This window comes from Sorangium sp. So ce385, from assembly GCF_051474135.1.
Classification (GTDB): domain Bacteria; phylum Myxococcota_A; class Polyangia; order Polyangiales; family Polyangiaceae; genus Sorangium; species Sorangium cellulosum_D.
On the sequence record NZ_CP150337.1, the window covers coordinates 5752668 to 5771905 of the forward strand.

Annotated in this window: 13 protein-coding genes; 10 read left to right on the forward strand and 3 right to left on the reverse strand. The window is 72.1% G+C overall.

Features of this window, described 5'->3' with window-relative positions:
- Positions 1-87: 87 nt before the first annotated feature.
- Genes WME83_RS20895 through WME83_RS20915 form a run of 5 tightly spaced genes read left to right on the forward strand, consistent with a single transcriptional unit; the run spans position 88 to position 7242 of the window.
- Entirely contained in the window at positions 88-2499 is a 2412-nt protein-coding gene (locus tag WME83_RS20895; protein WP_437321048.1) for a type VI secretion system Vgr family protein, read from the forward strand.
- Positions 2496-5129: a DUF2169 domain-containing protein gene (locus tag WME83_RS20900; RefSeq protein ID WP_437321049.1), complete on the forward strand. Its 2634-nt coding sequence runs from the start codon at positions 2496-2498 to the stop codon at positions 5127-5129. Before WME83_RS20895 ends, WME83_RS20900 begins: the two co-directional genes overlap by 4 nt.
- Positions 5126-6196, forward strand: a complete 1071-nt coding sequence (locus WME83_RS20905; protein WP_437321050.1) for a pentapeptide repeat-containing protein — start codon at positions 5126-5128, stop codon at positions 6194-6196. The genes WME83_RS20900 and WME83_RS20905 overlap by 4 nt, the downstream gene beginning before the upstream one ends.
- Positions 6186-6845, forward strand: coding sequence for a DUF3540 domain-containing protein (locus tag WME83_RS20910; RefSeq protein WP_437321051.1), 660 nt, complete (start codon positions 6186-6188; stop codon positions 6843-6845). Before WME83_RS20905 ends, WME83_RS20910 begins: the two co-directional genes overlap by 11 nt.
- A gap of 4 nt (positions 6846-6849) precedes the next feature.
- On the forward strand, positions 6850-7242 hold the full coding sequence (locus WME83_RS20915) for a DUF4150 domain-containing protein (protein WP_437321052.1): 393 nt from the start codon (positions 6850-6852) through the stop codon (positions 7240-7242).
- A 40-nt stretch (positions 7243-7282) separates the two neighbouring features.
- Here WME83_RS20915 and WME83_RS20920 read toward each other — a convergent pair whose 3' ends face one another.
- Entirely contained in the window at positions 7283-7753 is a 471-nt protein-coding gene (locus tag WME83_RS20920) for a hypothetical protein (RefSeq protein ID WP_437321053.1), read from the reverse strand.
- Positions 7754-8155: 402 nt separating this feature from the next.
- Here WME83_RS20920 and WME83_RS20925 point away from each other — a divergent pair, with 402 nt between their 5' ends.
- From WME83_RS20925 to WME83_RS20935, 3 genes are all read left to right on the forward strand, one after another.
- On the forward strand, positions 8156-9484 hold the full coding sequence (locus WME83_RS20925) for a hypothetical protein (RefSeq protein WP_437321054.1): 1329 nt from the start codon (positions 8156-8158) through the stop codon (positions 9482-9484).
- Positions 9485-9805: 321 nt separating this feature from the next.
- A complete protein-coding gene (galE, locus tag WME83_RS20930) occupies positions 9806-10822 on the forward strand; it encodes a UDP-glucose 4-epimerase GalE (RefSeq protein ID WP_437321055.1) in 1017 nt (338 codons plus the stop codon).
- A gap of 44 nt (positions 10823-10866) precedes the next feature.
- A complete protein-coding gene (locus WME83_RS20935) occupies positions 10867-13182 on the forward strand; it encodes a peptide ABC transporter substrate-binding protein (protein ID WP_437321056.1) in 2316 nt (771 codons plus the stop codon).
- A gap of 128 nt (positions 13183-13310) precedes the next feature.
- Here WME83_RS20935 and WME83_RS20940 read toward each other — a convergent pair whose 3' ends face one another.
- The gene (locus WME83_RS20940) at positions 13311-15020 is read right to left on the reverse strand and encodes a protein kinase domain-containing protein (RefSeq protein WP_437321057.1); all 1710 of its coding nucleotides are present in this window, start codon (positions 15018-15020) and stop codon (positions 13311-13313) included.
- Here WME83_RS20940 and WME83_RS20945 point away from each other — a divergent pair.
- Positions 15019-17418, forward strand: coding sequence for a glycoside hydrolase family 31 protein (locus WME83_RS20945; protein ID WP_437321058.1), 2400 nt, complete (start codon positions 15019-15021; stop codon positions 17416-17418). The two genes, WME83_RS20940 and WME83_RS20945, sit on opposite strands and share 2 nt — an antisense overlap.
- A 25-nt stretch (positions 17419-17443) precedes the next feature.
- Here WME83_RS20945 and WME83_RS20950 read toward each other — a convergent pair whose 3' ends face one another.
- Complete coding sequence (locus WME83_RS20950; RefSeq protein WP_437321059.1) at positions 17444-18343, reverse strand: LysR family transcriptional regulator; 900 nt, start codon at positions 18341-18343, stop codon at positions 17444-17446.
- Here WME83_RS20950 and WME83_RS20955 point away from each other — a divergent pair.
- Positions 18342-19109, forward strand: a complete 768-nt coding sequence (locus tag WME83_RS20955) for an SDR family oxidoreductase (RefSeq protein WP_437321060.1) — start codon at positions 18342-18344, stop codon at positions 19107-19109. The two genes, WME83_RS20950 and WME83_RS20955, sit on opposite strands and share 2 nt — an antisense overlap.
- The last annotated feature ends 129 nt before the right edge of the window (positions 19110-19238 follow it).

The window sequence follows — 19238 nt, forward strand, 5'->3', positions numbered from 1 at the left end:
GCGCGGCTCGTCCGGCTGGGCCTGGCGGGATCTTTGCTGCGCCGTTGCAAGGGCGAGTGGGACGGATCTATCCTGTCGACCGAGCGTATGGTCGACCTCATCACGATCGAGTCGAGCGCCCTCCCGGACAACAGCCGTGTCGCGACGTTTCAGGGGGTGGAGGCGATCTCGCGGCCGTACGAGTTCGAGATCATGATCGTCGTCAACGAGGCTGACGGCGACGAGCTCGACCTCGCGGACGGCATCGGCTCGAAGGCCCGTCTCGTCATCGATCGCGCCGACGACGCGCTCCCGCCGTTCGTGATCTCGGGCATCTTCGGCGGCCTCGAGCACCTCCACAGCTTCGGCGGCCGCTCGCTCCTCCGCGCCCTGCTCGTGCCGCGTCTCTGGCTGCTCGGCCTCTCGCGCCACTCCCGCAACTTCACGAAGCAGAGCGTCCCTGAGATCATCCAGGCCATCCTCGAGGACAACGGGTTCATCGCGGACGACTTCGAGCTGCGGCTCTCGGACTACGCCAAGGAAGAGCACGTCTGTCAGTATCAAGAGAGCGATCTCGCGTTCATCTCGCGCTGGATGGAGCGCGAGGGCATCTACTACTATTTCGAGCACTCCGAGGGCGGCGAGAAGCTCATCCTGTGCGACCGCAAAGCGTACCCTGAAGAGCCGCTCGGCAGGCCGATCCGGTATTTCCCGCAGACGGGGGAGGACCGCAGCGCGGGCGCGTCGTTCCGCACCTTCAAGGCGCGCCACACCTCGCTGCCGGCGGTGGTCAAGCTCAAGGACTACGATTACGCCAAGCCGAGCCTCGACGTCTCTGGCCAAGCCCCCGTGTCGTCGCAGGGGACGACGGAGATCTCGGTGTACGGCGCCAGGTTCTTCTCGCCGAGCGACGGCAAGCGGCTCGCCACGCTGCGCGCCGAGGAGATGCTCGCCAGGCGGGTCGTCTTCCACGCGACGGGCAACCGCTCCCACCTGCGGAGCGGCCACACCTTCGAGCTCGACGAGCACCCGAAGGCGTCCTTCAACAGGAGATACCTGGCCACCGAGGTGCGCCACTTCGGCAACGACGCGACGAGCCAGGCACAGTGGAAGGAGCTCATGGAAGTCGCGCACGACGAGGTGTACTTCGTCGAGGTCGACGCCATCCCCGCCGACGTGCAGTTCCGGCCCGAGAGCCGGACCCCCTGGCCGCGCATCTACGGCGTCGAGAATGGCGTCATCGACGGCCCGGCGGACACCGAGTACGCGCAGATCGACGACCACGGCCGCTACCTCGTCAAATTCAACTACGACGAGAGCAGCCTCAAGCTCGGCAACGGGTCGACGTACGTGCGCATGACGCAGCCGCACGGCGGCGGCATCGAGGGCTTCCATTTCCCGCTGCGCAAGGGCACCGAGGTGGTGATCACCTTCCTCGGCGGCGATCCGGACCGTCCGGTGATCAGCGGCGTCGTCCCGAACACCCTCACGCCGAGCCCGGTGACGAGCGGCAATCACACGAAGAACGTCATCCAGACCGGCGGCCGCAACCGGCTCGAGCTCGAGGACATGGCCGGGCAGCAGCGCATCACGATGTCGACGCCGTACTCGAACACGTACATCCGGATGGGCTCGCCCAACGCCGAGCATGAGCTCATCGTGAAGACCGACGACAACACGCTGCTCGACGCGGGACGGAGCTACGACCAGACCGTGGGGATGAACGGCGGCGGCGACTGGACGGTCACCGTGGCCGATCACTGGAAATCGACGATCGGCGGCGGGATGGTGCTCGGCGTCGGCGTCGCGGTCGGCGACGCGCCGGCGGACGGCTGCATGAAGATCGTGGCGAACAACCACATCAACATGCAGTCGCTGAACGGCAACTACCAGCTCGACGTCGACGCCGGCAACTGGGTCACGAACGTGCCCCAGGGCTCGATGATCACGACGACGAAGGGCGACTACAGGGTCGACGTCACGACGAACAACACAAAGTTCGACACCGTGGGCACGACCGATGTCCTCAGCACCGGCAACGTCAAGGTCCAGTCGCGCGGGGGGACGACGAAGCTCTTGGCCGACGGCGCGATCACGATCAAATCGGACACCAACAAGATCGAGATCCTCGCGCCGGCCTCCGAGATCGCCATCACCGCGTCCACGGACGTGAAGATCGAGGGCAACAAGGTCGACGTGAAGAGCCGCTCCGAGTGGAAATGGGAGGTCCTCGGCGCCGAGGTGAGCGTCAAGGGGAGCCAGTCGGAGACCTATCTGGGCATCAAGAACGAGAACATCCTCGGCGTCCAGGCGGAGTCGCTCGTGGGCGGCAAGATCGAGGGCATCCTCGCCGCCGAGATCTCGTTCGGCGCGACCCTCTCGCTCGTCGATCGGGTCTCCGAGTTCGAGTTGAAGGGGATGAAGATCAAGAAGAAAGAGGCCGAGATGGGCTCGGTGAGCGTCACGCTGGTGCAGCAGAGCGTGACGATCATGCAGGTCGGCATCTTCATGCTCGCATGAAGACGGTCAAGCCTCTCCGCCTCGGCGTGATGACGAGCGTCTTCGAGGTGCGGCGCGCGCCGCACCTCTGCGTCTCGCTCCTCGCCGGGTTCTCTCTGGAAGAGCAGCCCTCGCTCGTGCCCGAGGCGGCCCTCTGGCTCTCCGTGACGAAGGAGCTCGGCCCGAACGTCCCCCTCGACGTGTGCCGCCCGAAGCCGAACGGCGAGGTGCTCCTCAGCGGCAAGGCCTATCCGCCCGGCGGGCCCGCCCCCGTCTGCTCCGTCCGCCTCCGGCTCGGCCCCATCGACAAGCGGCTGGCCGTCCTCGGGGACCGCACGTGGAAGCTCGGCGTGCCCACCGAGCCCGCGCCGTTCAGCGAGATGCCCCTCACGTGGTCGAGGGCGTTCGGGGGCAAGGGGTTCGCGAAGAACCCTGTCGGCCGCGGGTTTGCGCCCGAGAAGTCCGGGGCCGGAGAGGCGCACTTCCTGCCGAACGTGGAGGACCTGCGGCAGCTCGTGAAAGCGCCGGGCGACCGGCCCGAGCCCGCGACGTTCGGCCCGGCAGACCTCACCTTGCCCGAGCGGTGGGCGCGGTCGGGCACGTACGACGAGCGGTGGCTCCGGACCGAAGCGCCGGGATTGCCGAGCGATTTCGACTGGAGCTTCTTCAATGTCGCCGCGCCGGACCAGCGCATCGACGGGTTCTTCTCGGGGGGCGAGCCCATCGAGCTCGAGAACGTGCACCCGGAGCGGCCGCGGATCGTCTCCGCCGTGCCCGCCATCGCCGGCCGCGCCTTCATCACGCGGCGTACGCCCGGCGGGGAGGAGTGGGCGGAGGTGCCCCTGCGCATGGAGACGTTGCACCTCTTGCCGGGCGCGCTGCTCGGCGTCGCGATCTTCCGCGGCGTTTCGCGCGTCGCCGAGGACGACGCGCGCGACGTGCTCCACCTCCTCGCGGCGCTCGACGACGCAAACCAGCCGCGGAGCGCGGAGTACTATCGAGACGTCCTCGCGCGCCGCCTCGACAAGGAGAAAGGGCACCTCCACGCGCTGCGCGACCGCGAGCTCTTGCCGGCCGGCGCGTCCTACGCGGCGTTCCGCGCGGACGAGGTCGGCATCCCGGGCGCGCAGACCGAGCGGCTCGTGCACAAGAACCTGCGCGCCGGCGCGGAGGCGCGCCTCGCCGCGATCGAGGAAGAGCTCGAACAGTTCCCCGAGAGCAAGAGGAACGCGAACGTCCCGAAGGCCCTGCCCCCCGAGCCGCCGATCCCCGACGTCGACGAGATGGCCGATCGCGTCGAGGAGCTCGAAAAGGAGATGGCCAGGGCCCGCGAGCTCGTGAAGCGACAGACGGAGGAGGCCATCGCCAAGGCGCGCGCGAGCTGCGAGGCGGCTGGGCTCGACTGGGAAGAGCAGCAGCGCAAGGCCAAGGAGGGCGCGGCCGGGCCGCCCAGGTTCTCCGCGGACGAGAAGCTCGCGGAGCTGCGGGCGCTGGCGGAGCGATGCCGCAACGAAGGGACGCCCCACGCCCAGCTCGAGGCCCACCTCGCGGATCCCGAGTTCGAGCGCAAGCTGCGGTGGAGCGAGGACAAGCTGCGCGACATGTACCAGCGCCATGCCCACCACTTCCCGCCGGCCGCCCCGCTCTCGGGCGACGCGCTGGAGCGGACGCGGGTCCTCGTGAAGGAGGCGAGGGCCGCGGGCGGCTCTCTCGCCGGGCGCGATCTCACCGGCGCGGTGCTGGACGGGCTGGATCTCTCGGGCATGGACCTCGAAGGCGCGATGCTCGAGGCCGCGAGCCTGCGCGGGGCCTGGCTCCGCGGCGCGCGCCTTGGCCGGGCGGTCTTGGCGCGCGCGGATCTCGAGGGGGCTGACCTGGAGGGGGCCGAGCTCGACGAGGCGAACCTCGGACAGGCCACGTTGCTCGGCGCGAAGCTCGGGCGGGCGCGGCTCGGGCGCGCCACGCTGGACAAGGCGAGGCTCTCGGGCGCCGACCTCACGAGCGCCGATCTCTCGGGCGCGACGCTCGACGCGGCGGAGGTCGGAGATGCGGTGTTCCGCGACGCGAAGCTCGCGGGCGTGCGGTTCCTCGACGCGCGGCTCGCGGAGGTCGATTTCACGGAGGCGGACCTCACGGGCGCGACGTTCCTCCAGTGCGACCTCGCCGGGGCGCGCCTGGCAGGGGCGAAGCTCGTCTCCGCCGTGTTCCTCCGGTGCAATGGCAAGGGGGCGCGGCTCGACCGCGCCGCGCTGGACAACGCGCGGTTCGTCGAGGAGACCAATTTCTCGGGCGCCTCGTTCCGCGGGGCCACCATGGTGGAGGCGAACTTGCGGGGCACGGAGCTCGTCGCGTCGGACCTCACCGAGGTGACGCTCGATCGCGGCGATCTCAGCGAGTGCGATCTCCGCGGCGCCAGGCTGGATCGCATCCGCGCGCGCGAGTCGCGCTGGGTGCGCGCGAGGCTCGACGGCGCGACGCTGCGGGGGGCGGACCTCATGCTCGCCCTGCTCCAGAAGGCCTCCGTCGCCGGCGCCGACTTCCGCGGGGCGAGCCTGTTCCGCGCCGATCTCGTGCGCATGAAGGGAGACGAGCGGACGAGCTTCGACGGGGCCAACGTCACCCAGGTGCGCTTCCTGGAAGCGGAGCCATGAACAGAGAAGAGCTCGAGGCGCGCGTGCGCCGCGGCGACCTGCTCTCGCGGCTGGACCTCTCGGGGATGGACCTGCGGGGCGCCTCCCTCGGCGGCCTCATCGCCGAGGAGGTGAAGCTCTCGTGCGCGGACCTGAGCGGGGCGGACCTGCGCGAGTCCATCCTGTACAGGAGCGACCTGCGCGGCGCCCGGCTCCCGGGCGCGGACCTGCGCCACATCTCGCTCGTCGAGTGCAACCTGGAAGGCGCGGTGTTGCGAGAGGCGAACCTCGCCTTCGCGAGCCTCGCGCAATGCGATCTGCGGGGCGTCACGTTCGAGCGCGCCGGGCTGCAGAACGCGAGCGTCGCCCAGGGCAAGCTCTCCGGGGCGAGCCTCGCGGACGTCGTGCTCGACCGGTCGAGCCTGATCTCGTGCGACGTCGACGGCATGCACATCGCGCGCAGCGTGATCCGACAGACGTCGATCCTGAAGACGGACCTGCGGAACGTCCGGCTCGACGGCGTGCGCTTCGAGACGGCCGTGCTCGTGGGCTCCAACCTCTCGGGCATGGCGCTCTCCGGCGTGGACCTCGGCATGACGCAGCTCATGGAGTGCGACCTGCGAGGGGTCGACCTCTCCGGGGCGCGGCTCGTGCAGGCGAACTTCAAGGGCGCGGATCTCTCGGGGGCGAACCTCGACGACGCGACCGCGAGGAACGCGATCTTCGTCGAGGCGAAGCTCGCGTCGGCGCGCGCGCGCCGCGCCGACCTCTACCAGGCGATCTTCGCCGACGCCGATCTCTCCGGGGCCAACCTCGCGAAGGCGAGCCTCGGACAATGCGTCTTTCACCGCGCTCGCTGCGCGTCGGCGCTGCTGCCGGCCGCGGACCTCACGTACGCCGATTTCTCGAACGCCGACGTCTCCAAGGCCGATTTCTCCGGAGCGACGCTGTTCAGGACCCGGTTCCACCGCGCCGTGATGGTGGACGCCATCTTCACGAATCTCTCGCTCGCCCTGGGCGACGATCGCGAGCTCGCCAAGGCAGAGGCGTTCACCCCGAGTGAAGGAGCAGTGTACGATGAGCATTGAGCTGCAGCGCAGGCGCGCGGCGCCCCGCGGGCGCGCCGTCCAGGAGGTGGGCACGGTCCACGCGATCGAGGGCGACCTCATCCGGGTCGAGATCGACGACGAGGTGCTGGTCGCGCGGCGCGCGGCGAGCTGCCTGCTCGCGCCCATGGCGGGCGACGCCGTGCTCGTCGCGCAGCTCGACAGCGGCGCGGCGTACGTGCTCGCGGTGCTCGAGCGCGACGCCGGGGCCGACCACCGGGTCGTCCTCGATGGAAACGCGACGATCGAGGCCCCCGCCGGCAAGGTCCGCGTCCTCGCCCGCGAGGGCGTCGAGCTCATCACCGAGAGCGAGATCAGCCTGGTCTCCGGGCGGACGATCCTCCACGCGGCCGACGCCGCCGTGTCCGTCGAGCGCCTCGGGATCGCCAGCGGCGCCGTCCAGGCCGAGCTCGGCGTCGTCAAGATCATGGCCGAGGCGATCGACTCGCTCGCGGAGCGCATGTTCCAGAAGGTGAAGCGCGCTTACCGCGTGGTCACCGAGCAGGACCACCTCCGCGCCGAGCGCATCGATCACGCCGCCAGGAGCACGCTCACCCTCCGGGCCGAGCATGCGATCGTCGCGGCGAAGGAGCTCGTGAAGGTCGACGGCGAGCAGATCCACCTGGGGTGATGCCATGTTTGCGAACACTCAGATGATGGGGATGGACCTCGGTTTTCCTGACGTCTGCCTCACGCCGACGCCGGCGCCCGTGCCGGTCCCTTATCCCAACATCGCGGTGGGCATGATGGGGGTCTCGGCGTGTTACAAGGTCCTGTTCATGTGCACGCCGTCGCACAACATGACGACGACCATCCCGATGACGAACGGCGACAACGCAGGCGTGAACATGGGCGTCGCGTCCGGCACGGTGATGGGGCCCTCGCGGCACGTGACGGCGGCGTTCCGCGTCCTCGTGGGCGGGATGCCGGCGACGCGCATGACCAGCATGGCGCTGCAGAACTCGACGAACTGCCCAGGGATGCGCATCGTCCCGAGCCAGGTGAAGGTCCTCTTGCTCGCCCCCTGAGCGCGCGGGCGGCGAGGACGGGCGCGCGCCGGGTCGCCGCTCAGCGCTTCTTCACGCGCGGCGTGCCGTCGGGCGCGAAGTCGCCCTCGATGAGGGGCCCGGCGCCCTCCTGGATGTAACTGCCGTTCCGCAGCACGGGGCGCCCCTGGAACTCCACCGCGAAGGTGCCGGCCCAGCCCTGACCGTTCACGTTCTTGGCGGACAGCCGGAAGTTCGCCTGTTCCTGGGAGCCTTTGACGGTCGAGACCACATACACGTCGTCGTCGCCGGTGAGCGCCCGTATCGGGTTTCTTCGGAGCCGGTTCGTCACCACGAGCGAGACCTTCACGGGGCTGCCGAGCGCGGCGGCCACGCCCTGATCCTGCTCGATGAGCTCGACGGCGCGCGCGAGGGGCGGCGCCGAGGTCGCGAAGACATGGCCACCGACGCACATGACCGGCGCGAGGACGATGAAGAGCCCCACGACGAGCAGGACAAGACGGCTCCCGGCAGGCTTCTGGGCCAGCTGCATGGTGCCATGAACGCGCACGGGGCAGCCCCTGTCAAGCCCCGTGCGACGAGGGCCCTGGAGGGGGACGCGTGAAAACCGTGCGGCGCGGACGCACGGGCCAGAGGCTCGAGATCGCCTGGCGCGCGAAGATGTCTGTCGAGGTGTCCACGCGTGTCGGTCGAGCGACGCTCGCTATCACCGTGGGTGGCCGCAAGCGTCCTATCGAGGGGGGCGCGGCGGCCGTCCGGCGGGATACGTGCGCAGCTGGGTCTGCCGCGGTGATGGCGAGGGGGGAGTTCGTGCGCTATAGGGTGCGGAGCAGGCCTGCTGACCGCGGAGGGGCCGACGTCGGCGGTCGAGGACGGCCGAGGCGCGGAGCCGCGCGTCGGTCTGGGCTGGCTTGGCGGACCTGATCTGGGGACCATGAACACTCCGTTCTCGTATCGGGTTCGCGTCCTCGCGTGTGACGGGTGTGGCGCAGCGGTCGAGCTGCCGCACGGTGGAGGGGACGCGGACTGCGAGCGCTGCGGGATGCCGATGGTCGCGCCGACGCGGCCGGAGACGACAGTGCCGCGGACGCCGCCGATGCAGGAGCAGGAGCGGATCGCGCGGCTCCGCCAGCAGGGCGGCGACCCTCCGCCTCGCCCGCCAGGCCTGGAGGCGCTCGTCTCTCCCGCCGGTCAGATCGACGCCTGGAAGCTGGACGAGGCGCGCCTGGTCTGGGGCGCGACGCGCGCCCACCTGCGCTCGCACCCCTCGGACACCGCGGCGGCCGAGCGGCTCGCGTTCCTCACGCTCTGCCTGTCGAACACGCGCGGGGCGGGCAGCGACGATCTCGGCCTCCGCGCGCTCTGCGAGGGCGCCCTGGAGGTGATGGCGTCCCCGCGGCACCGGCAGCTCATGCGTGGCTGTCTCGCCCGCGACGCGGCGAGGCTCGGCGATCTCGAGAGCGCGCGGGCGTGGCTCGCCGGGTGCGATCCGGGGAGCGACGATCTCCCGTCGGACAGCGCCTACCGGGTCACGCGGGCGTATATCGCGGCCGCCATGGACGAGCCCGAGGCGGCGCTCCGCGTGCTCGGCGCGAGCGACACCGACGTGCCCATCCACGACATGATGGCGCCGATCGCGGCCGTCCTGCGCGCGAACGCCCTGGAGCGCGCGGGCGACGTGGAGGCAGCGCGCGCCCTCCTGTCGCGCTTCATGACGTCTCGGAGCGGGCTCGCGGGAGCCGTCGAGTCGGTGATCGAGAGCATGCCTCCGCGCTGGCGGGTGTGCGCGCGATCTCTCCAGGGCGCGCGCCAGGAGCACCGCCGGCGTCTCGCGCAGCGCGCGGGCGGCGGGGCGCGGACCGGGTGGATCATCGTGTTTGCGGGGAGCCTCCCTGCCTCGTTCGTGCTCCCAGGGCTCATCGCCGGCGCGGTGCCGGGGCCGATGCTCATCGTGCTCGTGATTCCGCTGATCTTCGCGATCTGGGGGCTCGGGATCGTGCGGGAGGCGAGGCGCCAGCGGCTCATCGCGGAGAGCGGACGTCAGGGGCAGGCGCGCGTCCTCGCCCTGGATTCGACCGGCACGAAGATCAACCATGTCCCCCTGATGCGCGTCGACGTCGAGGTGCGCTTGCCGGGGCAGGCGCCTTTTCGCGCCAGCACGAAGAAGCTCCTCCATCCGCGCGACGCGCTGACGTTGATCGGCCGGGAAGTGCCCATCTGCTGGCACCCGAAGTATCCCGACGAGATCGTGATCGACATGTAGGGCCGTTGGGATGCGACCGGCTCGACGGCCATCGGGGCCAGCGGGGTCATGGGCGCCACGCGCGCGGTCCGCCCGGACGACCGTCGGGCGAGCCCCGAGCGGCCGCGAGCCGGTTCACCTGCGCGCGTGCCTCGCGGTCGCTCGAGAGCGCCGGGCCGGGCGAGCGGCGCGGCGCGCAGGCTCCGCAGGCCGCTCGGCCGCGTGAGGTGTCGCGCTTGCGCGAGGAGTCGCGCTTGAGGAGGATCGGTCCCCATTGACGCCCTGGCCTTCGCCATGGCCTCATCCAGGGAAGCGCAGCATGGACCCCCTCGGGAGAACGACATGAGCAAGACGATCCTGGTCACCGGAGGCGCGGGCTACATCGGCTCGCACACCTGCGTGGAGCTCCTCCGCGCGGGCTACCGAGTGGTCATCCTCGACAACCTCTGCAACAGCCGCAAGGCGGCCGTCGACCGCGTGGAGCGGATCGCCGGCAAGCAGGTGACGTTCGTCCAGGGCGACATCCGCGACGCGGCGCTGCTCGAACGGCTGCTCGCCGAGCACCCGATCGACGCGACGATCCACTTCGCGGGGCTCAAGGCGGTCGGCGAGTCGGTCGAGAAGCCGCTCGCCTATTACGAGAACAACGTCGCCGGGACGGTGTGCCTGCTCAAGGCGCTCGACGCCCGGGGCGCGCGGAAGCTCGTGTTCAGCTCGTCAGCCACGGTCTACGGGGATCCGGAGCGCGTGCCGCTCGACGAGGGGTGCCGGCTCGGGCCGGCCAACCCCTACGGGCAATCCAAGCTCATGGTGGAGTACATCCTGCGCGACGTCGCGGCCACCGGGGGCTGGTCGCTCGCGTCGCTGCGCTACTTCAACCCGGTCGGCGCGCACGAGAGCGGGCTCATCGGCGAGGACCCGAACGGCACTCCGAACAACCTGACGCCGTTCATCACGCAGGTGCTGGTGGGGCGGCGCGACAAGCTCCGGGTGTTCGGGGGCGACTGGCCGACGCCGGACGGCACCGGCGTGCGCGACTACATCCACGTGGTCGATCTCGCGCTCGGGCACCTCGCCGCGCTGAACCGCATCTTCACCGTCGGCGACAGCTTCACCGTCAACCTCGGCACCGGGCGCGGGAACTCCGTGCTCGAGGTGGTGGCCGCGTTCGAGAAGGTCAGCGGCAAGCGGGTCCCCTACGAGATCGTCGCGCGGCGCCCCGGGGATGTCGCCTCCGTGTACGCGAACCCGGCGCGCGCGACGGAGCTCCTCGGCTGGCGCGCGGAGCGCGACCTCGAGACCATGTGCCGCGACAGCTGGCGCTGGCAAGAGCAGAACCCGAAGGGGTTCTCCGCCTGACTCCACATCTCGCGAGCGCGCTCCCGGTCCGTGATGGGGGGAATTTGAACCACAGAGGCACAGCCCTCGGCGCGCTGCTCGCGACGCTCGCGGCCTGCTCCGGCGAGGGCGACGGCTACGTCGGGACGACGGCGCGCACCGGCAAGGACGCAGCGACCTTCTACGTCAACAACGGCGAGGAGCCGGAGTACCTCGATCCCGGCAAGGCCGTCGACTCGGTGAGCATCTCGCTGCTCCAGCAGATGTTCGAGGGGCTGACCGCCTACGGCCCCGGCGACCTTCGCCCGGTCCAGGGGATGGCGACGCGCTGGGAGCAGAGCGACGACAACCGGATCTACCGGTTCCACCTGCGGCCCGAGGCGCGGTGGTCGGACGGCAAGCCGGTGACGGCGCACGACTTCGAGTACGCCTGGAAGCGCGTGCTGCGCCCCTCCACCGCCTCGCTCGCCGCGACGAACCTGCACGTCCTCAAGAACGGCGAGCTCTTCAACCTGGGCAAGCTCAAGGCGCTGCGCGAGGCCGCGACGCTGCGCGCGGCGCCGCGGCCCGACGCGCCGCCCGCGCTCTCCCTGCCGCGGGGCGCGTTCGTCGTCGTGCTCGGCCAGTCGCCCGCCCGGGTGACGTCGGCGGTGCCGCCCCTCGCGGCGCCGCCCCCCGGGGTCGCCTCGGTGACGTACGCCGAGCCCGACGAGGAGACCGGCGCCGGCGAGCGGCTCTCGTTCGGCGCGGCCGGCTCGGCCCCGGTGCCCGCGCCCGTCGACGCGGCCGCCGGCGGCGCGTGGCGCGGCGCCGAGGTCGCCCTCCTCGCGGCCGGCCCGCCGGTCGCCTGCAACGGCGCGGCCGACCGCTGGTTCGAGATCGAGGGACCCCAGGGCCGCGGCTTCCTCCCGGGCTGCCTGCTCGGGCCCACCGACGCCGCCGCGTACGCGCTCGTCGCGCCCCACGCGAGCCTCCCCACGTACGACCCTGCCGCGCCGCGGTCTTCGCCGCCCGCCGGCGGCGGGGTGACCGGGTTCGTCGCCGCCTCGGAGCTCGTCGAGGACGACGCCGCCGTGGGCGTGCGGGCCCGGGACGACCTCACCCTCGAGGTGGAGCTCGAGCAGCCCACGCCGTACTTCACCGATCTCACGAGCTTCGTCACGTTGTTCCCGGTGCGCCGCGACGTCATCGAGCCGTTCGAGGCGCGCGGCGAGCCGGAGCTCTGGTTTCGCGCCGAGAACATCGTCGTCAACGGGCCTTACCAGCTCGACGAGTGGAAGTTCCGGTACGAGATCACGATGAAGCGGAATCCGGCTTACTGGGCCCATGACGCGCTCCGGATCCACCGGATCGTCTGGATGGAGATCGCCCAGTACAACGCCACCTTGCAGCTCTACAAGGCGGGGGATCTCGATTACATGGGCGACAACTCCGAGCTCCCGTACGATCACCTCGGCTGGCTGTCCGGGAAGAAGGACCTCCGGCGGATCGAGTACCTCTCCACCGTGTATTACGAGGTCAACACGACGAAGCCGCCGCTCGACGACGCGCGCGTGCGGTGGGCGCTGAACCTCGCGATCGACAAGCGCGAGCTCGTCGAGAAGATCACGCGGGTGGGGAAGCCGGCGACGCATTACGTGCCCGACATCACCGGATCCGGCTACGCCGAGCAGGTGGCGGAGGAGCGGGCGCGCGGCGCCGATCCGTTCGCGAGCCCCGAGGTCGGCCACGACCCCGCGCGCGCTCGCGCGCTGCTCGCCGAGGCCGGGTACGAGGTCGTCCGCGAGGGGGACGAGCTGCGCGCGAAGGGGTTTCCGCCGCTCGAGGTCCTCTACAACACGGGGGAGGGGCACGGGCAGGTCGCCGTGGCCATCCAGGACATGTGGAAGCGCCACCTCGGGATCTCCGCGACGCTGCGGAACGAGGAGTGGCGGGTGATGCTCAAGAACCTCCGCGACGGCAACTTCCAGGTGATCCGGCTGGCCTGGTTCGCCGACTACAACCATCCGCAGACGTGGCTCGCCAACTTCCTGTCGTACAGCCCCAACAACCGGAGCGGCTGGGCAGATGCGGCGTTCGACGAGGAGCTCCGCCGGGCCGCGGCGATCGCCGATCCGCGGGAGAGCATCCGTCGCTTCCGCGCGGCCGAGCGGCGGGCGCTCGACGGGATGTGCCGGATCCCGCTCTATTTCGAGGAGAAGCCGACGCTGGTGAAGCCGTGGGTGAGGGGGTATATCCCCAACGCGCGGAACACGCAGCTCGTCAAATGGCTCTGGATCGACCCCGACTGGCAGCACCGGCCGGCCGGCGAGCCCCCGCCCGTGCTGGAGCTGCCGCCGCCGGGGCGGCTGGGGGCGGCGCCGGGCGCGCCGCCGCCGTGACGGCGGTCACCTCGACGCGACGCCTGCAGTCGCCGGTTCCGTGTTCGCCCGTCGGGCCATCGCGGCCTCACCGATGGGGCGCGCCCCGGTCGGCGCGGCCCGCTCGATCCTGAGGCGCCAGCGCGCGATCAAAAGGCAGGATCGTGTCTTGGCGTCGTGGGTCGAGGAGAAGGGTGCGCGGGTGCAGCGCCGGGTCTGGTGGGCTTTGTCGAAGGCCTGGTCGCAGGGGACGCCACCTTCTCCTTGAATGCAGGCAATACCCCGCTTGTGGCAGGCGGAGCTGTCGGCGGTGCAAACGGTGGACCCATGATTCCAGAAGCGTCCTCCGGGCGGCGCGGCGGTGACGTCTCGGAAATGTCAACCACGGAAGACGGCACGGCCGGCATGGCGATCCCAGCCGCCAAGCCCACGCGCTCTCGCATCTTCTCGGCACGTGCGACAGAGGTCGGCGCGAGCGTGAGCGCCGCCCTCGTCAGGAGGAAGAAGCACGCCACGCCGAGCGCCACCGTGGCCGCCAGCGCGAGCGCGGCGGCGTGGCTCGCCCGGGCCCTGAACGGGCCGTGACGGAGCCGCCGGGCGACCTGCTCCCCCGCGCCCAGCGAGGCGCGCGCCCTCCGCCGCGCCGCCGGCGCGCCCGCGGCCTCGCGGGGCGTCGGCGGCTCCACGCCCCCCGTCGACGCCGGAACCGTCGTGTCGGTGCCGCACACCGGCGGATCCCCGCCGACCTGCACCACCCGCCGCTCCGCGCCCTCGACCGTCCCGACGACCGTCGGCGCGTCCCGCCCCGCGTCCGGCGCCGGGGCCGCGGCGACCTCGCGCGGCGCCGGGCGCGCCAGCGTCTGCTCGTCGAGCGCCCAGCCGCCCGCCGGCAAGAGCGGCACCATCGCCTCCAGCATCGCCGCGGCGCTCGGGAAGCGCCGGTCCGGATCGCGCTCGAGCGCGCGCTGCACGAGCGCCGCCACCTCCGCCGGGACCCACGGGGCTCGCTCCCGGATCGGCGGCGCCCCCTGGATGCAGATCGCCATGATGAGGTCGCCGAGCGCGTGGATATGCTCGTGGGGCACATGGCCCGTCAGGGCGTGATAGAGCACGACGCCCAGCGACCAGATATCGGTCCGATGATCGATGTCCCGGAGCCCGCGCGCCTGCTCCGGGGACATGAAGTGGGGAGAGCCGAGGATGGCCCCGCTCTGCGTGAGGCCGGTCGTCGTCGAGAGGCCCTGCGCCGCCTGCTCCTTGATCTTGGCGATGCCGAAATCGAGCAGCTTGACGGCGATCTCTCCCTGCTCGGCGCGCGCGAGGAACAGGTTGGCGGGCTTGATGTCCCGGTGGACGATGCGCATCTCGTGCGCCCGCGACAGGCCGCGGCACGCCTGCGCCGCGATCCGGAGCGCGGCGTCCGGCGCGAGGGCGCCGGCGCGGCGGATCCGCTGGTGCAGATCCTCGCCCTCGAGGCGCTCCATGATCATGAAGGGAGCGCCGGTCGCCGGGTCCGCCCCCGCGTCGATCACGCTGACGATGTGCGGGTCGGCGAGCATCGCCACGGTGCGCGCCTCGCGCTGGAAGCGCTTCAGGGCGAGGCCGCCCCCCTGCAGGGCAGCGCCGTGCATGACCTTGACGGCGACCCGCCGCTCCGTCGCGACGAGCTGCGCTTCGTAGACGGCGCCCATTCCGCCTTGGCCGAGCAGGCGAATGATCCTGTATTTCCCGCCGAGCGTCTCCCCGATCACGGCGCGAGCGTAGGAGAACGTCGCCGGCGCTTGCAACAGCACGCCCGCATTTCCGCGCCGCGCGGGGATCGTGGCGAGCGCGGCGGGCCCCGGGTAGAGTCGCCGCATGCTCCTCACCGACGCCGCGATCGGCGCGACTCACGTGCTCCTCTCCGGCGCCCGCGCCGCCGTCGAGATCCGCTGTCCGGGCCCCGGCGTGCTGCGCGTGCGCCACGCCCCCTCGTCGGCCGTGACGGGCTTCACGCACCCCGATCTGCCGCCCAAGCGCTCCTTCGCCGTGGTGGCCGACGGCGCGCTGCCGCTCTCCGCGCGCCGCGAGGGGGACGCGCTCCACGTGAGCGCCGAGGGCGCCTCTCTCGAGATCTCGTTCGCCTCGGGCACATGGACCTTCGGCGACGGACAGGGCCGCGCCCTCGCGCGCAGCGAGGGTGTGTCCGGCGAGGTCCGGCCGGCCTTCCCCGTCGATGAATTCCGCGCGCGGCTCTCGCTCGCGGCGCCGCCCGGCGAGGCCTACCTCGGCTTCGGCGAGAAGGTCGGGCCCCTCGACAAGCGCGGCCTGCGCTTCACCTTCTGGAACACCGACGCTTTCCCCCCGCACGTCGAGTCCGACCCGCTCTACGCCTCGATTCCCTTCTTCCTGGCCCTCCGCGGCGGCACGGCCTGGGGTTTCTTCCTCGACGAGCCGTGGCGCTCGGAGGTCGATATCGCCCTGCGCCGCCCGGATCGCATCGAATGGGAGTCGTGGGGGCCCGAGCTCGACGTCTATCTCCTCGCCGGCCCGCGCCCGGCCGACGTCCTCCGGCGCTACGCCGCGCTCACCGGGCTCCCCGCGATGCCGCCCCTCTGGAGCCTCGGCGCCCACCAGTCGCGCTGGGGCTACGAGAACGAGGACGACGTGCGCGGCGTCGTCCGCGGCTACCGATCGCGCGGCCTCCCCCTCGACGTTGTCCACCTCGACATCGATTACATGGATGCCTACCGGGTGTGGACCTGGGACCGCTCGCGCTTCCCGGACCCGGCGCGGCTCGCGCGCGATCTCGCGGCCGAGGGGGTGAGGCTCGTGACCATCGTCGACCCCGCGATCAAGGCCGATGTGGGCTACGCCGTGTACGAAGAGGCGCGCGCGCGCGACTTCCTCGTCCGGCTGTCGCGCGGCGACACGCTCGTGGGCGAGGTCTGGCCCGATCCAGCGGTCTTCCCGGATCTGACGCGCGAGGAGGTGCAGCGCTGGTGGGGCGATCTGCAAAAGGCCTTCATCGACGCGGGCATCGCCGGCATCTGGAACGACATGAACGAGCCGGCGTGCTTCTCCGTCCGGCCCGACCGGGGCCTGCCCGCGCCGAACGGCGGGCGCACCTCGGGCCTCGGCACGATCGAGGGCAGCACGCTCCCCTACGACGCGCGCCACGGCGCCCGCCGGCACCTCGAGGTCCACAACGTCTACGGGCTCGGCATGTCGCGCGCCGCCCACGAGGGGCTCGCCCGCCACGCGCCGGACCGGCGCCCCTTCGTGCTCACGCGCGCGGCGTTCGCCGGCATCCAGCGCTACGCCGCGGTGTGGACCGGCGACTTCGCCAGCAATTTCACGCACCTGGAAGCGTCGATCCCGATGCTCCTCGGCCTCGGCCTCTCGGGCGTGCCGTTCGTCGGCGCGGACATCCCGGGCTTCGTCGGCCGCGCCAACGGCGAGCTGCTCGTGCGCTGGATGCAGGCCGGGCTGTTCTACCCGCTGATGCGCAACCACGCGGGTCGGGGCAGGCCGGCGCAGGAGCCGTGGCGCTTCGGCGAGCCGTACCTCGGCCTCGCGCGCGCCGTGCTCGAGCAGCGCTACCGGCTCCTGCCGACCCTGTACACGCTGATGCGCGAGGCGGCGGAGACGGGCCTGCCGGTCATGCGGCCGCTGTCCTTCCTGGCTCCCGACGATGCCGAGGCGCTCCACGCCTACGATCAGTTCCTCTTCGGCGACGACCTGCTCGTCGCGCCGGTGGTGCGGCCGGGGCAGTCGAAGCGGCTGTCGTACCTGCCCGCCGGCGCGTGGATGGACTTCGCCAACCTGGAGCGCGCGGGGGGGGTGGAAGAGGGCGGGCGCCACGTCATCGCCGATGCGCCGCTCGGGGTCGTCCCCGTGTGGCTGCGCGCCGGGGGCGCGGTCGCGCTCACCGCGCCGCGGATGCACACGACGAGCGCGCGCTGGGAGGAGATCACCTGGCACGTGCACGCCGCGGCGCGGGTGAGCGGCCGCCTCTACGAGGACGAGGGCGACGGGCACGGCGCGTCGCGCACGACGCGGCTCTCGGGCGGCCTCGACGGCGCGGCGTTCACGCTCGAGCGCAGCGTCGAGGGAGAGCTGCCGGCGCCGGCGGCGCGCGAGGTGGAGACGATCCGGATCTACGGCGCGCCGCCGCCGAGCGCCGTGGCCGGGGCGAGGTCGCACCGCGCGATCGACGGGGGCGTCGAGCTCGAGGTCGCGGCCGACTGGCAGCGGATCGAGCTCCGGGCGTCCTGAGCGCCGAGGCGCCGGCGCGGAGCGCTCAGCCGTGCCGGATGACCCAGTCGATCGCCAGGCGCACCCGCGCGGGGAGGAGCCGCCGCGACGGGTACACCGCGAAGAGCTCGCGCGGCTCGACGGCGCGGCCCGTCACGGTGAGCTCGACGAGCGCCTCGCCGTGCTGCGCGATCACCTCGCGGGGCGCGCAGACCACGCCCAGCCCCTGCGCCGCCGCGGCGATCGCCGCCCGCGGATCGTTGACGCAGAAGCGCGCGGGCGGCCGGACCTCCTCGACGGAGCCGTCCCGCCGGCGGAGGCGCCACGCGGCGTCCGCGCGGCTCAGGACGGCGGGCAAGGCGCCGAGCGACGCGCGCGCGAGCCGCGTGCGGCCTCGCAGGGCCTCCTGCACGAAGCGCGGCGACGCGGCCAGCGCGTACGGGAGCGACCACAGGCGCCGCGCCACGAGCTCGGCGTCCTGAACGGGCCCCGCGCGAAACGCCAGATCGACGCCCTCTTCGACCAGCGGGACCACCGCGTTGGTGAGCGTGAGCTCCACGGTCAGGCGAGGGTGCCGGGCGGCGAAGGCGGACAGCGCCGGCGCGATGCGCTGCGCGCCCGTCATCACCGGCGCCGTCACCCGGAGCCTGCCCGCGGGCTCGTCCTCGCGATCGGCGACCCGGTCGAGCACCGACCCGAGCTCGTCGAGCAGGGGCCCGGCGCGCTCGAGCAGCCGCGCGCCCTCGCCGGTGAGGCCGACGCGGCGGGAGGTGCGCTGGAGCAGCCGCACCCCCAGCGCCTCCTCCAGCAGCGCCACCCGGCGGCTCACGGTGCTGGTGGGCACCCCCGTGCGCCGCGCCGCCTCGACGAAGCTCAGGTGGTGCGCGACGGCCGCGAAGAGCCGCACGTCCTCGAGGGAGATCATCCCGTTCATGGGACGAAGCATGCCATATCATCCCATGGTGCTCGCGGGGCGCGCGCGTTACCCCTCCTTCATGAACCTTGAACACCAGCATGTCGTCATCATCGGGGGCTCGTCGGGCATCGGCCTCGGCGTGGCCAGGGCCTGCCTCGCGCGGGGCGCGACGCTGACGCTCGCGAGCCGCTCGCCGCAGAAGCTCGCCGCCGCCGCGGCCGAGCTCGGGGAGGCGCGCCGCGTGCGCACCGTCGTCGCCGACGCGACGCAGGAGGCCGAGGTGCGGAGCCTGTTCAGCGAGCATCCGCCCGCGCACCACGTGGTGGTCACGGCGGTGCAGGGCCATTACCAGCCGATCCGCGAGCTCGACGTCGCCGCGGCGCGCCGCACGATCGACTCGAAGCTCGTGGCGGCGCTCCACATCGCCAAGCACGCGCGGATCGAGCCCGGCGGCTCGCTCGTCTTCACCACCGGCATCGCGGCGGCGCGCCCGGGGCCGGGCGGCGCGGTCGTCGCGGCGGCGAACGGCGCGCTCGAGGCGCTCGTGCGCGCCCTGGCCATCGAGCTCGCGCCGGTGCGCGTCAACGCGCTGTCGCCCGGCTGGGTGGACACGCCGATCTGGGACTCCATCGCCGGGGGCGAGAAGGAGCAGCGGTTCGAGCAGCACGCGCGCCGTCTCCCGGCCCGGCGCGTCGGCGCGCCCGCGGACATCGCGCACGCCGCGCTCTTCCTGATGGGCAACGGGTTCACGACCGGCGAGACGCTGCACGTCGACGGGGGACACCGCCTGGTCTGAGCCCGTCCGCCGAGGCGGCGTGACGCGACGAGAAGCGCGGAGACGCGCGGCGCAGAGGCGGGGGCCCACCGCGGGGGAGCTCGCCGAGTTGTTGTGTCGTTACGTGTAGTTGGGCACGATTCGGCCGCG